This is a genomic window from Alcaligenes sp. SJTW-7 (genome assembly GCF_047716895.1).
Lineage (GTDB): Bacteria > Pseudomonadota > Gammaproteobacteria > Burkholderiales > Burkholderiaceae_B > Alcaligenes > Alcaligenes ammonioxydans.
On sequence record NZ_CP136682.1, the window covers coordinates 753,060 to 779,272 of the forward strand.

The 26,213-nt window shown below is 56.8% G+C and carries 25 protein-coding genes; 18 read left to right on the forward strand and 7 right to left on the reverse strand.

The features are described from left to right. Positions 1–59: 59 nt before the first annotated feature. From yajC to queA, 3 genes are all read right to left on the reverse strand, one after another. Positions 60–404 (reverse strand): preprotein translocase subunit YajC, encoded by a 345-nt coding sequence (gene yajC, locus RSQ48_RS03345; RefSeq protein ID WP_003803689.1) that lies wholly within the window; start codon positions 402–404, stop codon positions 60–62. Positions 405–493: 89 nt separating this feature from the next. Next, positions 494–1,630 (reverse strand): tRNA guanosine(34) transglycosylase Tgt, encoded by a 1,137-nt coding sequence (tgt, locus tag RSQ48_RS03350; protein WP_003803688.1) that lies wholly within the window; start codon positions 1,628–1,630, stop codon positions 494–496. Next, positions 1,627–2,691, reverse strand: a complete 1,065-nt coding sequence (queA, locus tag RSQ48_RS03355; protein ID WP_003803687.1) for a tRNA preQ1(34) S-adenosylmethionine ribosyltransferase-isomerase QueA — start codon at positions 2,689–2,691, stop codon at positions 1,627–1,629. Before queA ends, tgt begins: the two co-directional genes overlap by 4 nt. A gap of 158 nt (positions 2,692–2,849) precedes the next feature. Here queA and dacB point away from each other — a divergent pair, with 158 nt between their 5' ends. The 13 genes from dacB to RSQ48_RS03420 all read left to right on the forward strand — a co-directional run bounded on the left by dacB (position 2,850) and on the right by RSQ48_RS03420 (position 14,941). Continuing rightward, a complete protein-coding gene (dacB, locus tag RSQ48_RS03360) occupies positions 2,850–4,298 on the forward strand; it encodes a D-alanyl-D-alanine carboxypeptidase/D-alanyl-D-alanine-endopeptidase (RefSeq protein WP_415302160.1) in 1,449 nt (482 codons plus the stop codon). Positions 4,299–4,368: 70 nt separating this feature from the next. Next, complete coding sequence (gene upp / locus RSQ48_RS03365; protein WP_003803685.1) at positions 4,369–5,019, forward strand: uracil phosphoribosyltransferase; 651 nt, start codon at positions 4,369–4,371, stop codon at positions 5,017–5,019. Positions 5,020–5,121: 102 nt separating this feature from the next. After that, positions 5,122–5,838: a hypothetical protein gene (locus tag RSQ48_RS03370; RefSeq protein WP_003803684.1), complete on the forward strand. Its 717-nt coding sequence runs from the start codon at positions 5,122–5,124 to the stop codon at positions 5,836–5,838. Positions 5,839–5,983: 145 nt separating this feature from the next. Beyond that, positions 5,984–6,301, forward strand: a complete 318-nt coding sequence (locus RSQ48_RS03375) for a DUF883 family protein (protein WP_003803683.1) — start codon at positions 5,984–5,986, stop codon at positions 6,299–6,301. 150 nt (positions 6,302–6,451) lie between these two features. Continuing rightward, a complete protein-coding gene (locus RSQ48_RS03380; RefSeq protein WP_039943748.1) occupies positions 6,452–6,841 on the forward strand; it encodes a phage holin family protein in 390 nt (129 codons plus the stop codon). Further along, the gene (locus RSQ48_RS03385; protein ID WP_003803681.1) at positions 6,838–7,227 is read left to right on the forward strand and encodes a hypothetical protein; all 390 of its coding nucleotides are present in this window, start codon (positions 6,838–6,840) and stop codon (positions 7,225–7,227) included. Before RSQ48_RS03380 ends, RSQ48_RS03385 begins: the two co-directional genes overlap by 4 nt. Positions 7,228–7,386: 159 nt before the next feature. After that, a complete protein-coding gene (locus tag RSQ48_RS03390; RefSeq protein WP_003803680.1) occupies positions 7,387–8,265 on the forward strand; it encodes a LysR substrate-binding domain-containing protein in 879 nt (292 codons plus the stop codon). 440 nt (positions 8,266–8,705) lie between these two features. Further along, positions 8,706–9,929: an aromatic ring-hydroxylating oxygenase subunit alpha gene (locus tag RSQ48_RS03395; protein WP_003803678.1), complete on the forward strand. Its 1,224-nt coding sequence runs from the start codon at positions 8,706–8,708 to the stop codon at positions 9,927–9,929. Positions 9,930–9,947: 18 nt separating this feature from the next. Continuing rightward, a complete protein-coding gene (locus RSQ48_RS03400; RefSeq protein WP_003803675.1) occupies positions 9,948–10,913 on the forward strand; it encodes a PDR/VanB family oxidoreductase in 966 nt (321 codons plus the stop codon). A gap of 20 nt (positions 10,914–10,933) precedes the next feature. After that, entirely contained in the window at positions 10,934–11,806 is an 873-nt protein-coding gene (locus RSQ48_RS03405) for an NAD-dependent epimerase/dehydratase family protein (RefSeq protein ID WP_003803672.1), read from the forward strand. 47 nt (positions 11,807–11,853) lie between these two features. Then, positions 11,854–12,468 (forward strand): hypothetical protein, encoded by a 615-nt coding sequence (locus tag RSQ48_RS03410; RefSeq protein WP_003803670.1) that lies wholly within the window; start codon positions 11,854–11,856, stop codon positions 12,466–12,468. Between the two features lie 9 nt (positions 12,469–12,477). Then, the gene (locus RSQ48_RS03415; RefSeq protein ID WP_240208982.1) at positions 12,478–13,650 is read left to right on the forward strand and encodes a DUF1116 domain-containing protein; all 1,173 of its coding nucleotides are present in this window, start codon (positions 12,478–12,480) and stop codon (positions 13,648–13,650) included. Continuing rightward, on the forward strand, positions 13,631–14,941 hold the full coding sequence (locus tag RSQ48_RS03420) for an amidase (protein ID WP_415302161.1): 1,311 nt from the start codon (positions 13,631–13,633) through the stop codon (positions 14,939–14,941). The genes RSQ48_RS03415 and RSQ48_RS03420 overlap by 20 nt, the downstream gene beginning before the upstream one ends. A 66-nt stretch (positions 14,942–15,007) precedes the next feature. Here the strand turns inward: RSQ48_RS03420 and RSQ48_RS03425 are convergent, their stop codons facing one another. Both RSQ48_RS03425 and RSQ48_RS03430 read right to left on the reverse strand, forming a co-directional pair. Further along, a complete protein-coding gene (locus tag RSQ48_RS03425; RefSeq protein WP_003803663.1) occupies positions 15,008–15,442 on the reverse strand; it encodes a hypothetical protein in 435 nt (144 codons plus the stop codon). 241 nt (positions 15,443–15,683) lie between these two features. Further along, entirely contained in the window at positions 15,684–17,063 is a 1,380-nt protein-coding gene (locus RSQ48_RS03430) for an MFS transporter (protein ID WP_003803661.1), read from the reverse strand. Positions 17,064–17,380: 317 nt separating this feature from the next. Here RSQ48_RS03430 and RSQ48_RS03435 point away from each other — a divergent pair, with 317 nt between their 5' ends. Together RSQ48_RS03435 and gloA are read left to right on the forward strand one after the other, a co-directional pair. Continuing rightward, positions 17,381–18,304 carry a LysR family transcriptional regulator gene (locus RSQ48_RS03435; protein WP_230406254.1) on the forward strand — a complete coding sequence of 308 codons (924 nt, stop codon included), beginning with the start codon at positions 17,381–17,383 and terminating at the stop codon, positions 18,302–18,304. A gap of 92 nt (positions 18,305–18,396) precedes the next feature. Further along, positions 18,397–18,804, forward strand: coding sequence for a lactoylglutathione lyase (gloA, locus tag RSQ48_RS03440; RefSeq protein ID WP_240208985.1), 408 nt, complete (start codon positions 18,397–18,399; stop codon positions 18,802–18,804). Between the two features lie 143 nt (positions 18,805–18,947). On the opposite strand, the gene RSQ48_RS03445 is transcribed toward gloA, so the two are convergent. After that, positions 18,948–20,492, reverse strand: coding sequence for a UbiD family decarboxylase (locus RSQ48_RS03445; RefSeq protein ID WP_415302162.1), 1,545 nt, complete (start codon positions 20,490–20,492; stop codon positions 18,948–18,950). A gap of 95 nt (positions 20,493–20,587) precedes the next feature. Here RSQ48_RS03445 and RSQ48_RS03450 point away from each other — a divergent pair, with 95 nt between their 5' ends. Further along, positions 20,588–21,427, forward strand: coding sequence for a lytic transglycosylase domain-containing protein (locus tag RSQ48_RS03450; protein WP_003803654.1), 840 nt, complete (start codon positions 20,588–20,590; stop codon positions 21,425–21,427). Positions 21,428–21,487: 60 nt separating this feature from the next. Here RSQ48_RS03450 and RSQ48_RS03455 read toward each other — a convergent pair whose 3' ends face one another. Next, positions 21,488–22,648, reverse strand: a complete 1,161-nt coding sequence (locus RSQ48_RS03455; protein WP_003803653.1) for a pyridoxal phosphate-dependent aminotransferase — start codon at positions 22,646–22,648, stop codon at positions 21,488–21,490. A 142-nt stretch (positions 22,649–22,790) separates the two neighbouring features. On the opposite strand from RSQ48_RS03455, the gene RSQ48_RS03460 reads away from it, so the two are divergent. Beyond that, positions 22,791–23,690: a hypothetical protein gene (locus tag RSQ48_RS03460; protein ID WP_003803651.1), complete on the forward strand. Its 900-nt coding sequence runs from the start codon at positions 22,791–22,793 to the stop codon at positions 23,688–23,690. Positions 23,691–23,917: 227 nt separating this feature from the next. Further along, positions 23,918–26,212 (forward strand): NADP-dependent malic enzyme, encoded by a 2,295-nt coding sequence (locus RSQ48_RS03465; RefSeq protein ID WP_003803650.1) that lies wholly within the window; start codon positions 23,918–23,920, stop codon positions 26,210–26,212. The last annotated feature ends 1 nt before the right edge of the window (position 26,213 follow it).

Sequence of the window (26,213 nt, forward strand, 5' to 3'; positions counted from 1 at the left end):
GGATATCTACGACGGGTGCAGAAATGGCAACCCCGGACCGAGGTCCGGGGTCGGAGGCATTACAGCGACTTGATGGTGCCTTTGGGCAGAACAGTCGTAACGGCCACGCGTTGGACCAGAACTTCGACGGGTTTGTCGGTCAGGTTGGCCACTTCAACGGTCAGGTAGTTGTCGTGAACTTTGCTGACTTTGCCCAGCAGACCGCCGGAGGTGATGACTTCGTCGCCTTTGGCCAGGTTGGACACCAGGTTGCGGTGCTCTTTCTGGCGTTTCATCTGAGGACGAATCATCAGGAAGTACAGCACAACAAACATCAAGATGATGGGCAGCATGCCCATCAGGGCGTTTTCGCCGCCGGCAGCTGCCTGGGCGGGGATGAGAGTCAGAATGTCAACAGCGGACATGTGGGGCTCCTGAGGATTTTTTTGTGTGGGTTGTCAAAAACTAACGGTGTATTGTAGCGGCACTTTATTGCCGGATCACAAACAGCCTGTTATTCGATGCCGCGTGCCCGGTCCTGGTGAAATTGCTCCCGCCAGGCTGCAAAACGCTTTTGCTCGATGGCATCGCGCATCTCTTGCATGATCTGCAAATAGAAATGCAGGTTGTGCAAGGTATTCAAGCGTGAGCCGGTAATCTCATTGGAACGCTGCAGGTGATGCAGGTAGCCACGCGAAAAATGCTGGCAGGTATGGCAGCTGCAACTGGGGTCCAGCGGGCGGGTATCGTCCCGATAGCGGGCGTTGCGGATCTTGATATCGCCGTAACGCGTGAACAGCCAGCCATTGCGCGCATTGCGGGTAGGCATCACGCAGTCGAACATGTCCACGCCCTGGCTGACGCCTTCGACCAGATCCTCAGGCGTGCCCACACCCATCAGATAGCGCGGGGCATGGGCGGGCAGTTTGGGGGTGGTGTGCGCCAGAATGCGCATCATGTCTTCTTTGGGTTCGCCGACCGACAGACCACCAATGGCGTAGCCCTCAAAGCCGATTTCCGTCAGGCCCGCCAGTGATTCGTCGCGCAGGTCTTCATACATGCCGCCCTGCACAATCCCAAATAAGGCATTGGGATTGCTCAGACGCTTGAATTCCTCGCGTGAGCGACGGGCCCAGCGCAGGGACATACGCATGGATTTGGCCGCCTCGGTGTGAGTGGCCGGGCGATCGTCAATCAGATAGGGCGTGCATTCGTCAAACACCATGGAAATGTCGGAGTTCAAGGAATACTGGATCTGCATGGACACTTCAGGCGTTAAAAAAAGGCGTTCGCCGGTGATGGGGGAGGCAAATTTCACCCCTTCCTCGGTAATTTTGCGCATGCCTTTCAGACTGAATACCTGAAAACCGCCCGAGTCGGTCAGGATGGGCTTGTCCCACTGCATGAAGTTATGCAGGCCCTTGTATTTGTCCATCACTTCCGTACCGGGACGCAACCACAAATGAAAGGTATTGCCCAAGATGATCTGGGAGCCGATGTCCTTTAATTCGTGCGGCATCATGGCCTTGACGCTGCCATAAGTGCCTACCGGCATGAAAATGGGGGTTTGCACCACACCGTGGTTCAGGGTGATCTGGCCACGGCGAGCGGCGCCGTCGGTGCTTAAAAGGTCAAACTTCAGTCCACTCATGGGGTAGGGGGCTCAATGAACATAGCATCGCCATAACTGAAAAAGCGATACCGGGATTGGACGGCGTGCTGGTAGGCACGTTGTATGGGTTCGATCCCCGCCAGGGCTGACACCAGCATCAGCAAGGTGGACTGGGGCAAATGAAAATTGGTGATCAGTGCATCAACCCATTGATATTGGAAGCCGGGAGTGATGAACAGGCGTGTATCGCCTTCAATACTGCCATCGGCGCAGCGCTGGTTCATGCCGGGCTCTTTGCTGGCGGCCGATTCCAGTGAGCGCACGCTGGTGGTGCCCACGGCGATGATGCGGCCACCCGCAGCCCGGGTTGCCTCAATCTTGGCCAGGGTGGCGGCGGGTACGTGGTAGCGCTCGGCGTGCATGACGTGTTCGCTGATATTGTCGACACGCACCGGCTGGAAGGTGCCGGCCCCTACATGCAAGGTGACAAAGGCCTGGTCCACGCCTTGCGCACGCAAGGTGGCCAGCATGTCGTCGGTAAAGTGCAGGCCTGCCGTAGGAGCGGCCACGGCACCGGGGTGTCGGGCATAAACGGTCTGATAGCGTGATTCGTCCTGCTCATCGGCCGCATGGGTGATGTAGGGGGGCAGGGGCGTGGCCCCGTACTGCTCCAGCATGTCCAGCACGGGTTCATGAAAGCGCAGGGCAAACAGGGCATCCTCGCGGCCTGTGCAGTCGGCCAGCACCTTGCCATCGGCCAGTTCCAGCAAGGTGCCTGGCTTGGGCGACTTGCTGGCGCGGATATGCGCCAGGGCGGTGTCAGGGCCGGTCACGCGCTCGATCAGCACTTCGACTTTGCCGCCGCTGCTTTTCTGACCATGCAGGCGCGCCTTGATGACTCGCGTGTCATTAAAGACCAGCAGATCGCCTTTGCGCAGCAGGCCAGGCAGGTCGGTGAACTGGCGGTCATGCAATTGGCCGGCCCCGTCCAGATGCAGCAGACGGCTGCCTTGGCGCTGGGCCGGAGGGCTTTGAGCGATCAGCTCGGGGGGGAGCTCGTAGTCGAACTGGGCGATGGTTAAAGAGGGATCGATGCTCATGGTTTGTCGTAAAGGGCCACGGACTGCAAGGTCGGGCCTGATGGGGTAACCGACTATTTTAACGCTTTGCCGTCAGATTGCTGAATCGGCCATATCCGCAGTGTTTTTCTTTCGGTATGCTTGGGTTTTTCCTGAATTGATCTGTTGGAGACGAGGGCATGGGTGTTTTGAAGACAAAGCCTGTTTTGAGTCGTTGCAAGCATATGGCTCTGGTAGCCTTGCTGATGGTGCAAGGCGCCTCACTGGCTCTGGCCCAGGCCCTGCCTCCCGAGTTGGCGTCGGTCTGGAGTGCCAGCCGCCTTCCCCAATCGTCTTTGTCGATTGTGGTGGACGAGGCAGATGGCCCGCGTCTGATTGGCGTCAATCCCCAGGAGCCCCGCAACCCCGCTTCGGTCATGAAGCTGGTCAGCACCTGGGCTGGCTTGTCCGCCTTGGGGCCGGAATATACCTGGCGCACCACCTTGATGGCCCAGGACGGCCTGCAGGTTGATGAGCAGGGCACCTTGAAAGGACCCTTGTATATCAAGGCGGGAGGCGATCCGTTTCTGACCGTGCCGCAGTTATGGGACATGTTGCGTGAACTCCGTTTGCGTGGGGTGAAGAATCTGACCGAAGTGATTGTGGATCGTTCCATTTTTGGCAATGTGACGATCAATCCGGGGGATTTTGATAACGCGGGTGATCGACCCTATAACGCCAGCCCGGATGCCATGATGGTCGGGCTGGGAGCCTCCCGGCTGGTATTTCAACCTGATGCGCAGGCGCGCAAATGGGTGGCGATTATTGATCCGCCGCTGCCGGGTGTGCGCGTGCAGGGTGAAGTGGAGTGGTCGACCGCAACGTGCCCGGGCTCACCGGTGATCGGCACCCAGATTCAACCCGAAGCCGGGGGCATGGTGGTACGCGTCAGCGGTAAGGCGGCCGCCTCTTGTGGCGAATTCAGCGTGTATCGTCTGGTGCACTCTCAAACTGAGTTTTTCGACAAACTGTTTCGCAGTCTGTGGCGCGATCTGGGCGGCACCCTGGCGCGTGATATCAAGCCTGGCCGGGTGCCGGGTCGTGCCCAGGCCATTACCTGGCATGATTCGCAGTCCCTGTCTGACCTGATCCGTCTGGTGAACAAGCAAAGCAATAATGTGATGGCCCGCACCATCTTGCTGACCGTGGGCGCGGAGATGAGCGGTCCCGGGGCCACCGTGGCCAGCGGCGAGCGGGCAGTCATGAACATATTGGGACGCCAGGGCGTCAACACCAGCGGCTGGGTTGTGGACAATGGCTCGGGCCTGTCGCGCAACGGACGGGTGACCGCCGGCGGCATGGCTGATATGTTGAAAGTTGCCTGGCGCTCGAACTGGATGCCTGAATATATTTCCTCTTTCGCCATCTCCGGTGTGGATGGCACGGTACGTTCACGCTTGCGGGACGACGAGGTGCAGGGGCGCGCCCACCTGAAAACAGGCACCTTGCGCGACAGCCGTGCGCTGGCCGGTTACGTGCTGGGAGCGAGCGGAAAGCGGTATATTGTTGTCATGACGGTCAATGACGAACGTTCTGCCTCTGCCCGGCCCTTTTTTGACGCAGTGGTGAAGTGGTTGGCAGTGCGTTAATGATCACGATAGTGCGGGCTGCTGTGCAGCGGCCCTGTTTGTAGTTTGTTCCTAATTTGATGAAGCAATCATGCCCATACACGAAATACGTCACCCTTTGATCCGCCATAAACTGGGCCTGATGCGCAAGGCAGATCTGAGCACGAAAAATTTCCGCGAAATGTCCCAGGAAATCGCCTCCTTGCTGACCTACGAGGCTTGTAAGGATTTGCCCCTGGAGCCCACCACGATTGAAGGCTGGTGTGGGGATGTGGAAGTGGAAAAGCTGGCAGGCAAGAAAGTGACGGTGGTTCCCATCTTGCGTGCCGGTATTGGCATGCTGGACGGGGTGTTGAACCTGATTCCGGGTGCCAAGGTCAGCGTGATCGGCATCGCCCGAAATGAAGAGACCCTGGAGGCCCAGGCCTATCTGGAACGTCTGGTCGGGGAGCTGGATCAGCGCCTGGCCCTGATTATCGACCCCATGCTGGCAACCGGAGGTTCCATGGTTGCCACCATCGATCTGCTGAAGAAAGCAGGCTGCAAGAACATTCGCGCCCTGGTGCTGGTGGCAGCGCCTGAAGGCATTGCCACTCTTGAAAAACACCACCCTGACGTACATATCTATACCGCGTCCATTGACAAGCACCTGGACGAGCATGGTTATATTGTGCCGGGCCTGGGGGATGCGGGGGACCGTATTTTCGGCACCCGTCAAAAAGTGCAGGACGGCGAGGTGTAGGCCGGGAACTTGTCGCGCTTTTTTACAATCCCTTGCTCGTCCCCTAGAGGGGATAGGCATAATAAAGAGTCAAACCTACGTTTCACTGAATTCAGGATGTGCATGAAACTGAAAGCTTGGATGGCTGCTCCGCTGTTGGTGATATCGGGCCTGGGTTCGGCTCAGGCCGGTCTGTGCGACGTCCCTTTCATGCGTGATGGCGGCCAGGTTCAATTGACGGGTTCGGGTTTTCTGGCCATGGGCGCAGACCTTGCTTTTTCCGACGTGAAAAAGCAGGGGGGCGACCAGTGTCAGGCGCGCGTACAGGGCAAGGCTAGTGTGGCCCTGGCTGGCTTACCGGCCAGCAAGCCCAATATTGACTATGTCATGACAGTGCGTGATGGTCGTACCCGCTTTCAGCGTGACGATGGCCGAGGTGGCTTGGAAGCGGTCCACGGTTCATTTGACTTGCGTTTGCTGGGGCTGTTTTCCTACGAGCACGGCGGCTTGCAGGAAGGCCAGACCTTCCCCCGCCAGGACTTCCAGATCAATCTGGACAAACGAGCCCAGTCCAATGTGCTGCGTGTCCATACTGGTGCCAAAACGGTGGGCGCCCAGCAGACGGTGCAGACGGCCTTGGGCAATTACGAATGCTGGCCGATTCGCTACCAGCGAGAGATCGAGCCTACCCAAGCCAGTTTCAGCGGCATCAGCCTGCCTATTCCGGGTATTAATTCTCAGGTTACCGATTGGTACTGCCCGGAAGTGCAAATGGTGATGAAGCAGGAAAGCATTCAGAATGGTGTACCGTCTACGGTAGACGTGACCCACTTGAAGTAAGCTTGCGACGCGTCCGTTGCAGGTTTACGGAGTATCTTTATCCTGAATAGAGCGGGTTAAAGAATTTTGTGCGGCGCTGTGATGGCGTCATTCACTTGGCGATACGTATTTGTCGCGTGTCCCTTTCAACTGCAAGGAGTTATTTATGGCTACCAAGAAAAGTCTGGAAAACAGCGGAGACAAATTCATCGAGGAAGTGAAAGCGAGCTTGGATGAAGCTGAGCAACTGATGCGTGAAGCAGCCGAAGCGACGGGCGATAAAGCTGGAGAGCTCCGTGAGCGAGCTTTGCGTTCATTGCGTGTGACCCGCGATTCGCTGCATGATGCCCAGGAAGCGGTGGTTGAGCATAGTGTTCGTGCGGCCAAGGCCACCGATAACTATGTGCATGACAAACCCTGGCAAGCCATCGGCGTGGCCGGTATTGTGGGCCTGATGTTCGGCATGCTGATCAGCCGTCGTTAATCTGTCTGTGCTCTGCGCTGCTGACTGGTTTCAGCAGCAGAAAAAGTAGCCCTGCCGATCCGAACCTTCCGGTTCGGATCGGCAGCCTCTTCGCAATCAGGCTCCTGACATTGCGTGCAATGGCAGGATGTCGCAGAGCAGGAATAAAACATGGCGCTAAGGCAAACTATCAGTCAGCTTGGTTCTACCTTGATAGGGGCCGTCAGTACTCGATTGGAGCTGTTCGCTCTGGAAGCTGGCCAGCAAAAGGCGAGCCTGATCACGCTGTTTAGCATGGTGTTCGGCGCGCTGCTCTTCTCAACGCTGGCAGTGCTGGTGTTCAGCTTGCTGCTGGCTTTGTATTTCTGGCCGACAGAATATCGCTACTGGGCTCTGGGCGTGTTGGTCGTGCTGTATGCGGGTTTGGGAGTGGGTCTGTTCATGGCGGTACGCCGTCGTTTGACCTCCGGTCCGATTCCTTTTTCGGCCACTTTGTCCGAGTTGCGTCGCGATGTTGCATTTATTGAGCGCTTGCGGGATACCGAAGGAGACGGTAAATGAGCATCAAACAAGAGAGCATGTCTGCCCAGGAGCGGGCTGTGCGTATTGAATTGTTGCGAGTGCGCGCCTCCCTGGAGCGCCAGACTTTATCGTCCCAGGTCCATTCGCTGGGGCAGGACTTAAGCCCTGGCAATTTGTGGAACAGTGTCAAACCTTCTGGTCTGAGCATGGGCGGCGTGGTTAGTAATGCGTTGTCTTTGTCGCGTCGTTATCCGTTTTTGCTCTCCGGTGCATCGGCATTGCTGAGCAGTTTGGGTGGGCGCTGGATGCGGATTGGCGCTCTGGCCCTGGGAGCGTGGAAGTTGTACGACTCGTCTAAATCAGCGCGTGAAAAAGCCCGCAATGTTCTGGTTCCCGTGCGACGCAGTCCCCGCGTGGACGAGTAAGTGGCGCGTATTTTGAAAAACCGGCTCCGGCCGGTTTTTTTTGCGTCTGATCCTGGCTTTGCATTCTGCCCGACTGGTTTTTGAGGGCAGCAGGGCTTATGCTCCCGATAATCAATAATTCCAATTGAACTAGACCCACCCCAGGAGACATCGCCCGTCATGCAGGTGCCATTACTGAATGCGTTAAGAACTTTTACGGTATCGGCGCAAAGGCTGAACTTTACCAAGGCAGCCGAGGATTTGCTGGTCTCCCCCTCAGCGGTCAGCCATCAGATCAAAGTGCTGGAGGAGTATCTGGGCTGCAAACTGTTTTTGCGCAAAAACCGTTCCCTGGAGCTGACGGATCAAGGGCAGTTTCTGTTTGATCGTTTGCAGCGGCCTTTTTACGAGATCAATCAGGCCTTGCGCGAATTGCGTATGCCACACGGCAAAAGCCGCATCAATCTGTCCTTGCGCCCCTTTGTGTCCAGCATGTGGTTTACCAGGCAGCTGTGTGACTTCTGGTTGAAGCACCCGGATATTGAAATTAATTTACTGCATAGCTTGCAGGCGCCGGATTTCTTCAGAGACAACATCAATTTTGCGATTGTCTGGGGCAAGCAGGGGGACTGGCCGCACTTACAGACTTTGCGCATCATCCCCGGTAATTTGACGCCCGTGTGTGCGCCATCGTATTTGCAGGCGCATGGCCAGATTAGGTCTTCGGCAGATCTCAACCAGCATGTGCTGATTCACGAAGAGAATCAACTCTGTTGGGAGCAGTGGTTACGCAAGGCGGCTGGTCAGGAACTGACGGCTAAAAAGAGCTTTCATATCGATGACACGAATGTACGCCTGAATGCGGTTCTGAACGGTCAAGGGGTGATGCTGGGTTGTCCGGCTCTGTTGCAGCCACTGATCGAGAAAAAGGAACTGGTTCAGCTGTTCGATGTTTGTCTGGATGAATACGCGTATTTCCTGGCTTATCCCAAAGAGGCGAATCATAGTCGGCAGGAGCAGGAGTTTGTGGATTGGGTGGCGTCCATTGCAATCCGCTAGGCGGTAGGGTCGGAGCGTTTCCCCGGCTGGCGTTCAGTGATGGGACTTTCTCAGTTTTACTGGGGTTGCCACTGCCACTGCCACTGCCACTATCCCTTTGTCCCTAGTCTCTAAGGTAATGCTTGAGGCTTGGGAGGCCGTTCTTGCAACGCATCGGGCTTGTGAACCCTTTATTGCGCGCTATTTTGCTCACCTCAGGCATGGAGCGGACTTGCCAGCGGCCGTTCCGCAGACCTTGAATCGGGGTTGAGGCCGGACTGGTCGTTCTCAATCCGCAACGATTGCAGCCTTCCGTTTCTCCTTCCTTCGTTTCAACAACAAAAAAAACTCATCGTTCCGTCAAATTTACTCAATTTTCAAGCGCCACTCCCTGTCGCATCATGGGCCTGACCAAATAAAAGCCATTCATGGTGCTCATGCAAACCAGAGGAGATATCGAGATGAATCATGCTGTGCGCTCGCCGATTGCGATTGAAGAATTTGACCGCAGCTATTTTCAGCAGGAAACCGACGAGGTTTTTGCCTTGCCTCCCGAGTGTTTTACCTCGGAAGCGTTTTTTCAGTTTGAACTGAATGCTGTGTGGAAGAAGCAGTGGTTCTGTGTGGGCCGTGCAACCGACATCCCCAATGCCGGTGACTTCTTCACCTTTGATGTAGGCAATGATGCCTTGTTCGCCATTCGCACGCGTGAAGGCGGGATCAATGTCCTGTCCAACGTCTGTCGCCACCGCAATATGCTGTTGCTGGAAGGGGCGGGGAATGTACGTCGCATCAGTTGCCCCCTGCATGCCTGGGTGTACAACATGGAAGGTGAACTGGTTTCGGCTCCCGGCCTGACGGATACTGACGCCAGTTTCGACCCCAAGAGTGTCTGTCTGCCCAAGATCCGCACCGAGGTCTGGGAAGGCTTCATCTTCATCAACTATGACGCCACCGCGCCCGCTTTGCATACCCGTCTGGGTAATCTGGGCAAGCAGTTGGCCAACTACCGCATGGCCGAACTGAAGTCCTCGGAACCCTTGAAGATGGAGAGCTTCGACTGGAACTGGAAGATCTTCAATGACGAGTGCTATCACTGCAGCTTTTTGCACGCCTCGTCCTGGGGAGGCATGTATGAAACCAATCCGGACCGGGTGGATGAAACCGCTGTCTTTAATGATGTGCCCAATGGCATTGTGTCCTACAACCTCATCTCCACACATAGAGATGCTGCACCCACCCATACCGGCTCCATTTTGCAGCCGCCCATGGATGGCTTGACCGACCAGGAACGTACCCAGCTTTCCTACGTGACGGTGGCCCCCAACCTGTTGCTGGTGGCCATGCCCGACAAGGTCAAGTATTTCATGTGGTTGCCCAAAAGTGCCCAGCAGTCCACCTATGGTGTGTCCTGGATGTACCCGCAAGCCACGCTGGAGCGTGAGGACCACAAAGAGAAGTTCGATCAGGAACACGACGATCTGTACCCCGTCATGATCGAGGATCTGTTTGCCTGGCGTCGTTCGCATCAAGGCATGCAGTCCAACTTTGCGTCCCGTGGCCGTTTGACCAACGAAGAGCTGGTCATCAAGCGTTTGCAGAACTGGCTGATCGATCTGTACCGCGCCGAAGAGCGTCGTGCGGACGAACAAAGCCGGGTGTTGCCGATCAGAGCGATCGCCTAAGGGAGCAGGAGCCGCATCATGCAGCAAACTTTGCAAACACGCGTGCTGAAGAAAACCAGGCTCTCGGACCGTGTCGTCGGTCTGACCCTGGGTTTGCAAAACGGGGCCGAGTTTCCCGCCTGGGAGCCGGGGGCCCATATTGAGTTGGAGCTGGCGGTCTCGCAGAGCGAGCCGCTATACCGTCAGTATTCCCTGTGTGGCCAGCAGGCCAACACCCGTGAATGGCAGATTGCCGTTCTGAAAGAGGACGCGGGGCGAGGGGGCTCGGCCTACATCCATGAAGTGTTGCAAGAAGGGGATGCGCTGGCTGTCAGTCTGCCGAAAAACCACTTCCCCTTTGCTGCCAACAAGAAGTGCTTTTTTATTGCCGGTGGCATAGGCATCACGCCTATTGTGCCCATGGTTCAGGCGGCTGCAGCCGCTGGCCTGGACTGGCATCTGTTGTATCTGGCCAGAAACGCAGCAGATTTTATTTTTCTGCAAGAACTGCAGCAGGTGGACGGCCAGCGCATCACCACGCATGCCTCCAATCAGGACGGCCTGTTTGATCTGCAAGGAGCATTGAAAGCGCTGGATGCACAAACCGTCGTCTATTCCTGCGGTCCGCAGCCGTTGCTGACGGCCTTGGAAAACTATCAACAGGAACAGGCCGACAGTGGCTGGCAACTGGTGCTGGAGCGTTTCTCGGTGGAGACCGATCCAGCCATGCTGCAGGGCAAGAGCTTTACCGTGACGTTGCAAAAATCGGGCAAACGCATTGCGGTAGCCGGGGATGAAACGATTCTGGCGGCCTTGAAACGGGAAGGCATACGGGTCAAGTGCTCATGCCAGAACGGAACTTGCGGGACTTGTGAAACTGGGGTGATTGCCGGTCTGCCGGAGCATCGTGATTTTGTGCTGTCTGAGCAGGAACGCCAGCTCAATGAAACCATGATGATTTGTGTTTCGCGTGCCGTGTCGGCTGAATTGGTATTGGATCTATAACAATAAACAGGAGAAACACCATGAAGAAAGTGGTGGTTACAGGCGGTTCGGGCCGTGTGGGCTCGTACGTCGTACAGCAATTGATGCAGACCATGGATGTGGTCGTGGCGGACTTAAAGCCCAGCCAGCATCAGGTTTCCTTTGTGCAAACCGATGTGATGGATCTGGACGCGGTTCGTGCCGCGACCAAGGATGCGGACGCGGTTATTCACTTGGCCGCTATCGATTTTGACTGGAAAGCGCCCGAGGAGCAGTACATCAATGTGAATGTACGAGGCACTTGGCATGTACTACAAGCTTGTCGGGAAAATGGCGTAAAAAAAGTGGTGCTGTGTTCCAGCATCTCCGCCTGCGGCCTGTCGGAAATGCGGGCGGACTGGAAGCCCCAGTATCTGCCCGTGGATGAAGCTCACGACAACAAACCTTATCAGGCTTACAGCGTCAGCAAAATCATGATGGAGCAGATGGCCAAGAGTTTCAGCGAGGCCACGGATATGGAGATTATCTGCCTGCGTCCGCTGGCCGTGGTGTTGCCCGAAACCATTCACGAATATATCCAGTTTGTGGACAGCCCCGACCGTAACTGGCTGTTTTATTACATCTGGGCAGCGGACTTGGCACGCGCCTTTGAGGCGGCCGTGAATCTGCAAGGTCTGCGCTACGGCGTGTTTTTCATCAGCGCAGACGATAGTTCCCACCCCCTGGCAACGACAGACTGGTATCAGCAGATTATTGGTCCTGTGCCTGAAATCAAGAACCCGCGCTGGTATCAGAACAATCCTCGTGCTTCTATTTTCAGCAGCCAGGCCGCCAAGGAAATTCTGGGATGGCAGCCAAGTACGGATTTCCAGCACCTGCGTGAGCAATACGCGGTGGAAAAAGACCTGGCCTGACGGGCCCAGGTACCCATGATGAATAATTTGAACACGGAGACTTGAGCATGACGGGTATTAAAACCGGTACGCTGGATTGGACAGGCGACAACCCTTTTATTTATTTAAAGACCGACCCTGAGCAGGATTGGTCGTCCTTGTCCCTGTATTTTCGCATTGCCAGCTCGGCTTATGGCAGCGGCCAGGCCATTCTGGTTCTGGACAAGCCCTACGAGGACGGACAGGACAATGACGCGCGTTTGCTGATCACGGACAACCAGCCCTTGGCCCACTATCTGGTGCAGGATTTTGTGCGCCATTTCGGCCTGTTTCGCAAGGCGGTGGCGCTGGACAGGTTGCAGGTGTTTGATGACGGCGTTTTTCAGACGGTGAACCGTTTCCCGGAACTGGTCAGCGAGTCTGTGACCTCCGCCCGTGCTGGTCTGACGGTGGAGTTGCAATGGCATCAAATGACGCAACCAGCTATTTGCGTGGATCTGCCGCAAAGCCAGACCCAAACCCAGAAGCACGAAATGATGTGTGTGTTTCACCCGGCGCAGCAAGCCAAGGTGCTGATCAATGGCACGGCCTTGCCGGGCAACACCATCGAGCGTGACTTTAACGGCTCGCGTGCGCAGTCCGCCAGTCTGGCGAACAGCGAGACCTGGGTGCGTGTGGCATAAGGAGACGAGATGGCTCAGCATGTAGAGACACAGGCTCTGGCCGTGATGCCAGCCTGGACGGGGGTGCGGTCCCTGCAATCCATTTTGCCTTCGCAAGACCGCCTGGTCTTGCATGCCGGGCCACCGTTTCGGGATGCGCAGGAACTGCCTGCTGCGATACGAAACTCGGTCCTGATTGGCATACTGTACGAGGGGTGGGCCACGAGCAAGCAAGAGGCGCAAGCCTTGCTGGAGGCGGGCGGCGTGCAGCTGGCCCCCGCTCAGGATTATGGGGTGGTCGTGCCGCTGGCCGGCGTTGCGACACCGTCCATGTGCCTGATCGAGGTCAGCGACAGCAATCGGCCCGAGAACAAAAAATACTCGGTGTTCAATGAGGGCATGCAGTGGTGCACTCGACTGGGTATTTTTGCTGATGAGATGGTGCTGCATCTGCGTTGGCTGCATCAGGATTTGGGTGCACGGCTGGCCGCGCAGTTCCAGGGGCCGGTAGAACTGGCACCCATCGTTCAGGCGTCCTTGCTAAATGGTGATGATGGCCATGCGCGGACCCTGCATGCTTCCCGGCAACTGGCCGACATTATTGTCTCCTGGGGCATCAATGATGAGGCCAGTCAGACTTTCCTGCATGGCGCGATGGCCTGGGCATTGAATTACTGGATGGCGGCCAGCGCGCTGATCCTGGCATATCAGACACCTGCCGATGGCGCTAACGCCATTGTTAAAGTGGGGGGCAATGGTTTGCGTTTTGGTTTGCAGCTGGCCGGCTCCACGAGCTGGTTGGTGACGGATGCTCCTGTCATTGCGGGCAATAAAGAGCCCGGCCATGAGCAGGCGAACGCACTGGGTGCCTTGGGTGACAGTGCCGTGGTGGATTTTGTGGGACTGGGTGGTCAGTGTCTGGATCTGGCCAGTCTCAGTGCCAGAAATCTGCAGGCATTCCTGCCCTCGGATTATCTGACGCGTCAAAGTTTGTTCTTGAAGACTCGCTTGCCTTTTCTGGCCGGACGCCCCGGCATTACCGATTTTGCGCAAGTGATGGCCAGCAATACCGGACCGTTGGTGCTGCTGGGCATGATTGACGGTGCTGGCGAGCGTGGTCGTGTTGGCGGCGGGGTGGCGACGGTGGACGCCTCTTTATTGCAGGCTCTCAAGGAGTGGCACAATGAAACGACAGTGGTTTAAGCTGCCTTTGCATCAATTGCTGCATGCTCTGCATTCGGGTCAGGCCAGTCTGCCCGAGATCGTGGCCTCGTTCTATGAGCGTATCGCCCTACGTGATGACAAGATCGGCGCCTGGCAGTATTTGATTGATCAAGAAGACTATCTGGCCGAATACGAAAGTCGCAGCGATTTTTACAAGGCCTCGCCCTTGATGGGCCTGCCCTTTGCGGTCAAGGACGTGATTGACACGGCGGGCATTCCCACTAGCATGGGATCGGCCATTCACCAGGATCGGATTCCAGACATGGATGCTTCCTGTGTTACCGCAATCAAAGCGGCAGGCGGCATCTTGATGGGCAAGACGGTCACGACCGAGTTTGCTTACTTTCAGGCAGGCAAGACAAACAACCCGCATGATGCCGAGCGCACACCCGGTGGTTCGTCCAGCGGCTCTGCTGCCGCTGTCGCTGATTTCATGGTGCCGGTCGCCTTTGGCACACAGACGGCGGCCTCGGTCATACGACCCGCCTCTTATTGCGGTTGCACAGGCTATGTAGGCACCCGCAATGAGTTTTCCTTACGCAATATTCAGCCCTTGGCGCAGTCGCTGGATTCGCTGGGGATACTCAGCAATGATGTGCTGGATACGCTTTTGCTGCGTAATCTGCTATTGCACAAACCGTTGAATCTGGCGGCGCCAGGCACCCAGAGCAGCAGTGTGTTCACGATGTTTACCGGCCAGGCACTGGGCGAGGTTCAAGACAAGATGCTGGAGACCCTCCAGGCCTGCCAGCAGGATCTGATCGGGCAGGGGCATCAGTGTGTGGATTTTCCCTTGCAGGACAGCATTGTTGAGCTGACGTCATTGCACGCCCAGATCATGGCTTACGAGGTGGCGCGCAATCTGGTGTATGAACAACAGCACCATGACAGCTTGAGTGCCCATGTGCAGTCCTTGATTCGTATGGGACTGGCTTTTCCCTACAAGGACTACATCGCGGCCTTGCGGCGGGCGGATACACTCAAACAGCGGCTGCTGGACTGGTTCGAACAGGCAGGGGCGGATTTCATCCTGGCACCTGCGGCAGCAGGGATAGCGCCTTGTAAAACCGAGGGCACCGGGGCGCCATTCATGAGCCGGGCCTGGCAACTGTTGGGCTTGCCCGTGGTCTCCCTGCCTTTGGGTTATGCCCAGAAAATGCCGATGGGCTTGCAGTTGATCGGCAAGCCGCATCAGGATGATGATTTGCTGCTGCAGGCGCTGCAGTTTCAGCAACATTTTCTAAGTACGGATTCGGTTCTGGCCGTGTAATTTCCTGTTTTCTTTTTTCTTTTGAACGCTCTGTAAAAACAGAGCGTTTTTTTTGACGCTGCGCTTTTACAGTTTAGGCAGTAAGTATTTTTCCAATAAGCACTTCAAACCGTAGAGTGCTCCGCCGATAATCGCCGCAATGGCCAGAAAGTCGGCGCTGAACACACTTTGTTCCTTATCGGCCAGTTCCATATAGATGTGTTCGTTAGCGGGTCGCGCGTAGGTCATGGGAATGGAAGGCCTGGGCAAGTCCGCCTGCAGGACCAGATAGTTGCCATTCGGGCCTGCCTGCAACAGAAGCGTGTCGACCGGGGTGGGGGCCAAACCATTGCTGTTTCCCAGTTCGCACAGTGTCCGGGCTCCTTGCGCCCAGTTGTCCTGGCTGTCCGGACAGTAGGCCTGAATGCTGTAGCCGTTGCTGAACTGCACCGTCAGCCACCCTTGGACGTGCGAGGCGGGGTCGCTGCTTACAGTTACGTTGGTCAGGCTGACAGTGGTCATGGTGCAAATTCCTTGGCAGTGCAAACGCGCTTTTCAGTCTGCTTAGGGCAAGGACTCAGTCTATATTTGATGCGCGCTTCAACAGGCTATTCTATAGAAGCTGGCATGGGAATATGGCTTTAGGTATAGATAGAATCACCTTGAGAAGACTGGCTTTTAATGTAAATCAAATTGTTTCGTAAAAAAACAGCCCTGCAAAGCAGGGCTGTTGATAGCGGAAAGCTGGCAAAAGAGGGAAAGCCTAGCTGGCGCTTGCCTTGCCCATGTTGATAGCCGGTTTGGCATCATGGGCCGGTTCGGTGTGATAGCGACGTAGCGGCTTGTTGGCCGTTTCGGGCATCAGAACCGTAACCCAGAAAAAGCACAATACCGCGACGATCGTGACGTAAAAAGCCGGAGCCAGGTAGCTGCCAGTCTGGGTGGTCAGCCAGATGGCCAGGTAGGGCGCCGTACCGCCAAAAATGGCGAAGGTGATGTTGTAGCACATGCTGGAGGCGGTATAGCGCATGTCGGTGGGGAACATCTCCGAGAGCAAGGTCACGGCCACGACACTGGCGGCCACCTGCCCGATACCAATGATCAGCATGCCGAAAATGGCCGCTTCCAGGGACGCTCCTTTGCTGACGATCATGTAGGCCGGTATGGTGAACAGTGCATGCCAGACAGCGGCAAACTGCATCATGCGACGGCGGCCCACCCGGTCCGAGATCACGCCGGCAATGGGGGTCAGGGCGGTGACAAACAGCAGGGCCACCATGTTCGCGGTCAGGGACTGGACCGAGGACAAGCCAATGACCGTGCGCAAAAAGGTGTTCATGTAGGTGGAGAAGATATAGAAAGACAGGGCGTACAGCACAATGAAGCCGCCCAGCTTCACAATATTGGAACCCTCTGCCTTGAATACCTGGGAGGCGCTGTAGCTGAGCTGCCCTTTCTTCTCTGCACGCATCTGTTGAAACTCGGGCGATTCGGCCAGATGATCGCGGATGAAGAAGGCCACAATACCCATGGGGATGGCCAGCAGGAAGATGATCCTCCAGCCCCAGTCACCCATGGCGTCGGTACCCACAATCGCAGCCAGACCGGCACTGATACCGGCAGCCAGCGCAAATGCAAAGTACGTGGCGCCAGACATGGCCCAGGCGTAGGAATTACGCTTGTTCATGGGGCTGTGCTCAACCGTGTAGATGGTGGCGCCTGTGTATTCGCCACCGGCCGACAGCCCCTGGATACAGCGGATGATAATCAGCAAAACCGGTGCCCAGATACCAATACTGTCATAAGTTGGAATCATGCCAATGGCCGCGGTCGAGCCGGACATCAGCAAGACGGTCAGGGCCAGGATTTTCTTGCGGCCAATCCGGTCGCCCAGTCTGCCGAAATAGATGCCGCCTAGAGGCCGCACAATAAAGGACACCAGGAATACCGCAAAGGTGGCCAGCAAGCCGGCCATCTTGTCTTCCGAAGGGAAGAAGTTCTGTGCAATGTAAACGGCCATATAGCCGAACAAGGCAAAGTCAAACCATTCAACGATCGTGCCGGCCGCTGAGCCCATCATTACTTTTTTAATGTGACCGGTCTCGGTATGTTCCGATTCGGCCACCGTGTTTGCCCTTTGCATACTTATGTCTCCTCAAGTATTGGGACTATCTGTTTTTTGAAATCAAACCCTGTGGGGGTAGCTGGTTTTTTATTATTTACTGGCGTGTGTGGCTGTCTTTTATTCGTATTGGTATTGGTTGGATGCTCGATCAGAGCACCGGCTGCAACAGGATGAGTTCCTCCTTTTTGTAGGGCTGGGCATCCGGTCCTGGCCTGCTTGCAAAGCGCCATCCAGTGCGTGCTAGATAAGCTAATCCTCTGCCAATCGCTTGTCCATTCACTATTCACGCACTATTATTGACCGCGATGTTATCAATCTAAAATATGAGCAAAATCATGATTCCCGCACGCCTGGATTTGCATCATCTGCGGGCCTTTAAAACGGTGGCCGAACAGTTGCATTTCAAAAAGGCGGCCGAGCTGCTGCATATCACGCAGCCAGGGCTGACGCGCATCATCAAAAAGCTGGAAGATGATTTGCAGGTGGATCTGTTTGAGCGCAGCACCCGCCAGGTCCGGCTCACGGCGGCTGGTTTTTTGCTGCTGCAGGAAATTGAACAGGTGTTCGTGCATCTGGAGCGCGGCATCGAGTTGGCTCAGAAAGCCAAGTTTGGCGATATTGGGCATCTGATCATTGCCTACAATGACTATGCGGTGCAGGACGTGCTGCCCAGAACGCTGGAACATTTCAAGCAGCAATATTCAAACATCACAACCGATTTGTTATATATGCCCACGCAGCAGCAAATTCAGGGCTTGCAGCAAGGCAGTCTGGACCTGGGTTTTGGCTTTGCCTTCTCGGATGATCCCGAAGAGCTGGGCGTGCAGTGGAAGCCTGTGTGTCATGATGACCCGATTGTGCTGTTGCAAAGCGATCATCCCTTGGCCCGGGAAAAGTCCATCCCCTTGGTCGAGCTGGCCCATGAGCGGTTTGTGGTGGGCAGCAAGACACACTGGCAGGTCTGGCGCCGCTACTTTTATTCATTGTGCCGACATGCCGGTTTTCACCCCAACTCTGTGCAGGAAGCCAGCACTATTACCGGCATCATGAGCATGGTGGCGGCCAATATTGGCATCGCCATTTTGTCGCAATCCTTGCGCAAATATGTACACCGTGATCTGGTGGCGATTGATCTGGATTTGTCCGGGCAGCATCCGCAATCCTTTATCAACATCATGTGGCAGGAAAGCAATGCCAATCCTTGCGTGCCTTTATTCATCCAGACCATTACCTCGGAGCTGATGACGGCGCGAGCCTGAGGCTTGAGTATTTCTCATGGACCCTTGATGAGCGGTCATGATGCAGGGCGGGCTGTTTTGCTACAGTGCAGTTTTTAAACCCGTCCCCTGCTATGAGTACTTCCACAATACAGTTTGGCCTGGATCACGTCATGCTACGTGTGCTGGACCTGGACCGATCGCTGGCTTTTTATCGCGATGTTCTGGGCATGCAGGTAGTGCGTCACACGGATTATGAATCCGGCCGTTTCACCAATGTCTTTCTCAGCTTTGACCCGAGCACGCAGTCCAGCCTGGAACTGACCTGGAACTGGGATCAAGACGAACCTTATGAAAAAGGCGGGGCGTTCGGTCATCTGGCCCTGATGGTCAGGGACGTGCATCAGGCAGTGGATTATCTGCAGGAGCAGGGGGTCAGAATCAAAACCCCACCCAAGCAGATGAGTCATGGCAAACGTACGATTGCTTTCGTATTTGATCCCGACGACTACCTGATTGAGCTGGTGGAGCCGCTGGCTTAGGCCTGACCGGCGCATTGGGAAGGCCAGGCGGCCGGCCTGCTTGGTGTGCCGGCTTAATGCACCCAATAAAACAAAGACCATGCACCGTTGCGGTGATGGTCTTTGTTGCGTTTGATGCGTACGGGCTAAACGCGCGCTCTGCCTTACAGCCCTAGCGAGCCCCACATATCATCCACTTTCTTTTTGGTGGACTCATCCATTTTGATCGGTGTGCCCCATTCGCGCTGGGTTTCTCCCGGCCACTTGTTGGTGGCATCCATGCCCATCTTGCCACCCAGTCCCGAGACGGGCGAAGCAAAGTCCAGGTAGTCGATAGGGGTGTTCTCGACCAGCACAGTATCGCGCACCGGGTCCATGCGGGTGGTCATGGCCCAGATCACTTCCTTCCAGTCGCGGGTGTTGACGTCCTCGTCCACGACCACGATGAACTTGGTGTACATGAACTGGCGCAGAATGCTCCAGACCCCGAACATCACGCGTTTGGCGTGGCCCGCGTACTGCTTGCGTATGGACACCACAGCCAGGCGGTAGCTGCAGCCTTCGGGTGGCAGATAGAAGTCCACGATTTCGGGCAGTTGCTTGCGCAGCAACGGTACAAAGACTTCGTTCAGCGCGACACCCAGAACAGCAGGCTCATCAGGTGGTTTGCCGGTATAGGTGCTGTGATAGATCGGGTTGCGACGCATGGTAATGCGCTCGACCGTAAAGACCGGGAACCAGTCCTGCTCATTGTAGTAACCAGTGTGGTCGCCATAAGGGCCTTCCAGCGCCATTTCGTAGTGGCTGTCGGCAGGCGGTTTCATGCCTTCAGGCACGTCGGGTGTCAGGGCGTCCGGGTGATTGCTGGGCAGGATATGGCCTTCCAGCACAATTTCGGCCCAGGCAGGCACGGACAAGTCGCTGCCCAGTGCCTTGGCAACTTCGGTGCGTGAGCCGCGCAACAGCCCGGCAAACTGATATTCGGACAGGCTGTCCGGGACAGGTGTGACCGCCCCCAGAATGGTGGCAGGGTCTGTCCCCAGAGCAACCGCAATCGGGAAGGGTTTGCCGGGATTTGTCAGGGCGTGGTCGCGAAAGTCCAGTGCTCCGCCGCGATGGGACAGCCAGCGCATGATCAGCTTGTTGCGACCAATCAGTTGCTGGCGGTAAATGCCCAGATTCTGGCGCTTGGCATGTGGGCCTTTGGTAATGACCAGACCCCAGGTCAACAAGGGAGCGACGTCACCAGGCCAGCACAGTTGCAAGGGAATCTGGTTTAGGTCCACATCCTTGCCTTCCAGTACGACTTCCTGGCAGGCAGGAGAGCGTACGTGCTTGGGGCTCATGTCCCACAAGGCGGATTTGAGCATGGACACTTTGGACAGTGCATCGCGCATGCCGGTGGGGGCTTGCGGTTCTTTCAGATTGGCCAGTAGTTCGCCTGTGTCGCGTAATGCCGACACCTCTTGCGCGCCCATCCCCCAGGCAACGCGTTGCGGCGTACCGAACAAATTGGCCAGGACCGGCATGGCGGCCTTGACGCCTTGATGCTGGGCATTCTCAAACAAGAGTGCCGGTCCACCGGCACGCAGTACCCGGTCACTGATTTCAGTCATTTCCAGCGAGGTGGAAACGGGCTGCGTAATCCGCTTCAGATCGCCCCTGGCTTCCAGTTGGGCAATAAAGTCTCTCAAGTCACGGTATTTCACAGAAGAACGGGGCTCCGCTTGCAGATATTTTGGTTAAGACCTTGAACAGGTTCTAAGGTTAACATCGGGCAGTTAGCAATACTAAGGATGAACCCATGGGCTTCCAAGATATGGACTATGTACTTAGTCGCTCAGCCCGTACCCTGACGTATCGCATCGGCGAGTTTGTACATGTGTGTGCCATGTATCTGGGCATAGCCGTACTGGTGACGATTGCAGCCTGTGTGGTTGTACCTTCCATGCGTGCTCAGTTTAACCAGCTTTATACCGGTCTCGTGCAAACCCTGCGCCCCGAGGCGGTCAAATACGATGCGTACAGTCTGGCGGTCTGGCCGGCAGACACGAGTCAGCCGGCCCTGTCTGAAGATGGCCAGGATTTGACCCAGACGGAACAGCAGCAGGCGGTTTCTGCCTATCAGGGCTTTATGAAAAATCTGCGTGCCTCGGTGACGGGGCAGCCCATCGCAGGCGTGACAGCCGCCCAGCAGCAGGCCTTGCGCAGCTACCTGGCGCGCAAGTACAAGATCGCCTATTCGGTATCCGGGGCCCTGATCCACACGGCTTTTATTGTGGGCAAGGAAAAGAACCTGGACCCACAACTGATTCTGGCCGTCATCGCCATTGAGTCACGTTACAACCCCTATGCAGAAAGTCATGTGGGGGCCCAAGGGCTAATGCAGGTCATGACTAAAGTCCATAAAGAGAAGTTTGATATCTATATGGAGGGCACGCTGGCGGTATTGAGCCCTGAGGCCAATATCCGGGTGGGCGGTCAGATTTTGTCCGACTGTATCCGTCGCCGTGGTTCCATTGAAGGGGGACTAGCCTGTTATGTGGGGGCCACCGGCCCCAGCGATGGTGGTTACGGGGCCAAAGTGCTGGCAGAGCGTCGCCGTATTGCCCTGGCCTCCGGTATCCCGGTCCGGACACGCTAGGCGGTCCGGATGGGAGGTAACGAGTGTCTGGGCGTCTGAGGGCCGGGCCCAGAGCGGGGCTTAGCGGCCCAGGAACTGGCCCAGACGACTGATTGCCTCTTGCAGGCGGTCCATGCCGGTGGCATAGGACAGGCGCAAGGTATAGGGCGCGTGAGCGGTGCCAAAGTCTCGGCCCGGTACCGCTGCCACACCGGCCTCGTGCAGCAATTGCTGCGAGAACGCATCGCTGTCCTGGCTGTATTCACGGATATCCGTATAGATATAGAAAGCGCCATCCGGGCGGACAGGCACGCGCAGACCCAGACGCTCCAGCTCGGGCAGCAGGTAGTCCCGCCGTTGCTTGAAAGCCAGACGGCGTTCTTCGTAGATCGCCATGGTTTCCGGCTCAAAGCAGGCCAGGGCGGCATGCTGGGCCAGTGAGGGGGCGCAGATTGCCAGGCTGGCGGCCATGCGCTCGCAGGCTTCGGTCATCCAGGAGGGCAGGATCAGCCAGCCCAGACGCCAGCCCGTCATGTGGAAGTACTTGGAAAAGCTGTTAATAACAATAATGTCCTGATCCAAGGTCAAGGCGCTGAGGGGCGCCTGTTCGTAAAACAGACCCAGATAAATCTCGTCCATGATGATAAAGCCATCACGGGCGCGCACTTCCTTGATCAGCTCTTGCAGGGCTGGGCGGGAAATCGTGGCACCTGTCGGATTGTTGGGCGAGGCAATCAGCACGCCGCGCGTGTTGGGACCCCAATGATCGCGAATGTGCTGGGCGCTCAGTTGAAAGCGTCCTTCTGCCGAGGCGGGGATCAGACGGGCTGTGCCGCCCGCTGCCATGATGAAGTTCTGGTTGGCCGGGTAGGAGGGGTCGGGCATCAGCACTTCATCGCCGGGATTGATCAGGGCCAGGGTCGCCAGTGACAGGGCGCCCGAAGCCCCTGCCGTGACCACGATGCGAGACGGGTCGACACGGGCCTGGAACTGCTGTTCGTAATACAGGGCGATGCGCTCGCGCAAGGCGCTCAAGCCCGCTGGGGCGGTGTACTGGCCCAGGCCTTGATTGCTGGCCTGATGCAGCGCATCGACCACGGCTTGCGGGGCGGTAAAGTCCGGTTCACCTATGCCCAGGCTGATAATGTCGCGGCCCGTGGCCTTTAAGGCATTGGCCTGTTTGAAGAGTTCAACAGCATGAAAAGGAAGAACGTGTTCGGTACGACTGGCGAGGCGGGACATACGGCAAATCTCGGGTAAAAAGTGTATTGTAGGACCTTGCTCAAAAGGGCGTCAGGTGGCTGTGGCAGGTGCGCATGCTCAAGAAGGGTGCAAGCCGGCGGGCCAGTTGGCCTCAAGTGTAGGTTTGTTGCAGGAAAAGTCTATGGTTTCTTCGTCCAGGCGTGCATTTTTGATGGGTCGTCGTCCTCCCCAGACGGCCTGGCAGTCATTTTGTTCGCGTCTGAAAGCCCGGGTTCAGGGCGAGTGGTCCTTGCTCAGTGCGGAGCCGGATCATGAACAGGCGCGCCTGGAGCCGGCTTCCAGCGCGGACGTGCATATGGTGTTGACGCTGGCCGCCGAGTATGGGGTCACGGTGTGTCTGGAGGGTGTGCCGCAGGCTAGCGAGACGGATGGTCCGGTGATTGTTCTGGCTCCGGGTCGACAAATGGCACGCTGCGACCGTCTGGAACCCAACTCCAATCGCTGGTTTGTTCAGCCGGGTTGTTTGCTCGGAGAGATGGAGGCCAAAGGCTTTCAGGGGCTTGCCACTGCGCCTGCCGGCATGACGGTGGCCGCCTGGCTGGCTGACCGTCGTCAGCATGATTGGCCCAGTGGTCGTACGGCGTTGTCGGGTGTTCTGCATTGCTCGGTCATTCTGGCGGACAACACACAAGCGGCGCTGGGCCCCTTCGGACAGGACAACCGTAACCCTCTGGACAGCCTGCGTATGCAGCAGTTGATCCCCGCTTTGTTTCGCTTGATGGGCGAGCCCGACACGCAGGCCCTGCGTCAGGAGCATTGGCCCTGCCGTTACCGCCTGGATGCGCTCGAACCACGTGACGGCGATGGCATCAATCTGGCGCATCTGATGTTGGGCCACGGTGGTGATCTGGCCTGGGTGGAGTGGCTGGTGCTGGATGAGACCGTGCTTAGTGGCTCGGACCCGCAAGACTGGTCCTGGCCCAATCAGGAGCAGCCGTGGCAGGCCCAGGATGTGGATAGCCGCATCAAGGCCCTGTTTGATCCCACCGACCGCTTTTCTTATCCTGGCCAGATGCTGTGAGTTTGTCCTGGCCCGTGCTTGACCCCTGATGTAACTCAAGGGCTAGAATGGTTCCTGCCTGGGCCGCAAAGGCTCGGCAAGGCGACCGGGATGGAGGCTGTCAGCAGGGCAGATGAGGGCAGACGGTTTGAACAGGCTGCAGGTCTGTTTGAATGGACGCTGTTAGACAATGGCCGCTTTCAGGCGATCCCGGTCCGTTTTAAATGGATTTTTGAGTGGGTAACAGCATGGACGCCAATTTTCGGAAAGCAGCTCTGGAATATCATGAACAGGGCAGGCCCGGAAAGCTTTCGGTCACGCCGACCAAGCAATTATCGAACCAGCGGGATCTGGCGCTGGCGTATTCGCCCGGGGTGGCAGCCGCTTGTGAAGAAATCGTCAAGGACCCACAAAACGCCTTTCGCTATACCGGGCGGGGCAATCTGGTCGGCGTCATCTCCAACGGTACCGCCGTGCTGGGTTTGGGAAATATCGGCGCCCTGGCCTCCAAGCCCGTCATGGAAGGCAAGGCCGTGCTGTTCAAGAGCTTTGCCGGTCTGGATGTGTTTGACATCGAGATCAATGAAACCGATCCCGACAAGCTGGTCGACATCATCGCGGGTCTGGAGCCGACCTTTGGCGGCATCAACCTGGAAGACATCAAGGCGCCCGAGTGCTTTGAAGTCGAGCGCAAGCTGCGCCAGCGCATGAGCATTCCTGTTTTTCATGACGATCAGCATGGCACGGCCATTTGCGTCACCGCTGCCTTTCTGAACGGCTTGAGCGTGGTTGAAAAAGACATCAAGCAAGTCAAGGTGGTGACGTCCGGTGCGGGTGCGGCGGCCCTGGCCTGCCTGGACCTGATGATTGATATGGGGCTGCCACTGGAAAATATCTGGGTTACGGATATTGATGGCGTGCTCTACGAAGGTCGCTCCGGCAATCCTGTGCCCGAACTGGCCCGTTTTGCCAAGCAGACCGATGCCCGTACCCTCAGTGAGGTGATCGAGGGGGCCGATGTATTCCTGGGGCTGTCCGCCGGTGGCGTACTCAAGCCCCAGATGCTGGAGAAGATGGCGGCCCGACCGTTGATTCTGGCTCTGGCCAACCCCAATCCCGAGATCCTGCCGGAAGACGCCCACGCCGTGCGTGATGATGTGGTCATGGCAACCGGCCGGTCGGACTATCCGAATCAGGTCAACAATGTATTGTGCTTCCCCTACATCTTCCGTGGGGCGCTGGACGTGGGGGCCACCACCATTACGCGGGGCATGGAAAAAGCCGCTGTGCAGGCCATTTGCCAGTTGGCACGCGAAGAGCAGGATGAGGGCGTTGCGGCTGCCTATGGGCTGGAAGAGGTCTCTTTCGGTCCGTCCTTCTTCATTCCTCGTCCCTTTGATTCGCGTCTGATTGTGCGTATTGCTCCGGCCGTGGCCAAAGCGGCGATGGAAGAGGGCGTGGCGACCCGTCCCATAGCGGACTTGAACAACTACATTTATCAGCTACGCCAGTTTGTTTATAAATCCGGCTCCTTCATGAAGCCAATTTATTCACTGGCTCGGGGGCTGGTGCAAGATGGTGCCAAATCCCGTGTGGTCTTTAGTGAAGGCGAGGACGAACGCGTCCTGCGCGCCGTACAGATTATTGTGGATGAGGGGTTGGCCAGTCCCATCTTGGTGGGCCGTCCCGCTGTCTTGCAACAGCGCATTGAACGTTATGGTCTGCGTCTGCGTCTGGGCATTGACGTGGAGGTGACCAACCCCGAACAGGACGATCGCTTCCACCGTTACTGGACCAGTTACTGGGAAATCATGTCGCGTCGCGGTATCAGCAAAGAGATGGCTCGCGTGGAAATGCGGCGTCGCCCGACCCTGATCGGGGCCATGATGCTGCATCTGGGCGATGCCGATGGCATGATCTGTGGCACAGTGGGACGTTACGAAAATCACCTGGAACTGGTGGACCAGGTCATTGGCAAAGCACCGGGTGTCAAAACCTATGCTGCCATGAATATTTTATTGCTCAGTGAGCGCAGTGTGGCCCTGACCGATACGCACATTAACCACGATCCCGATTCGGACCAGGTGGCCGAGATCACCCTGGCGGCAGCGCGTAAAATGCGCCAGTTCAATATCGAACCCAAGGTGGCTCTGCTGTCCAGTTCCAATTTCGGGACCAATAATTCGCCCGCAGCGGTCACCATGCGCGGTGCGCTGGAGCGCGTGCGCCAGCTCGACCCCAGCCTGGAAGTGGATGGTGAAATGCACGGCGACTGCGCTCTGGATGAAAAGGCCCGTCATCAGATCCTGCCGACCTCGGCCCTGAGCGGCGAGGCCAATCTGCTGGTCTGCCCGAACGTGGAAGCGGGCAATATTGCCTACAACCTGCTCAAGACGGCTGCGGGTGGTAACGTGGCAATTGGCCCTTTCCTGCTGGGAGCCCGGGCACCGGTTCATATCATGACCTCGACCTCGTCAGTGCGCCGTATCGTCAATATGACGGCCGTCACGGTGGTGGATGCCAACGTCGCTACTGAAGGCTGAT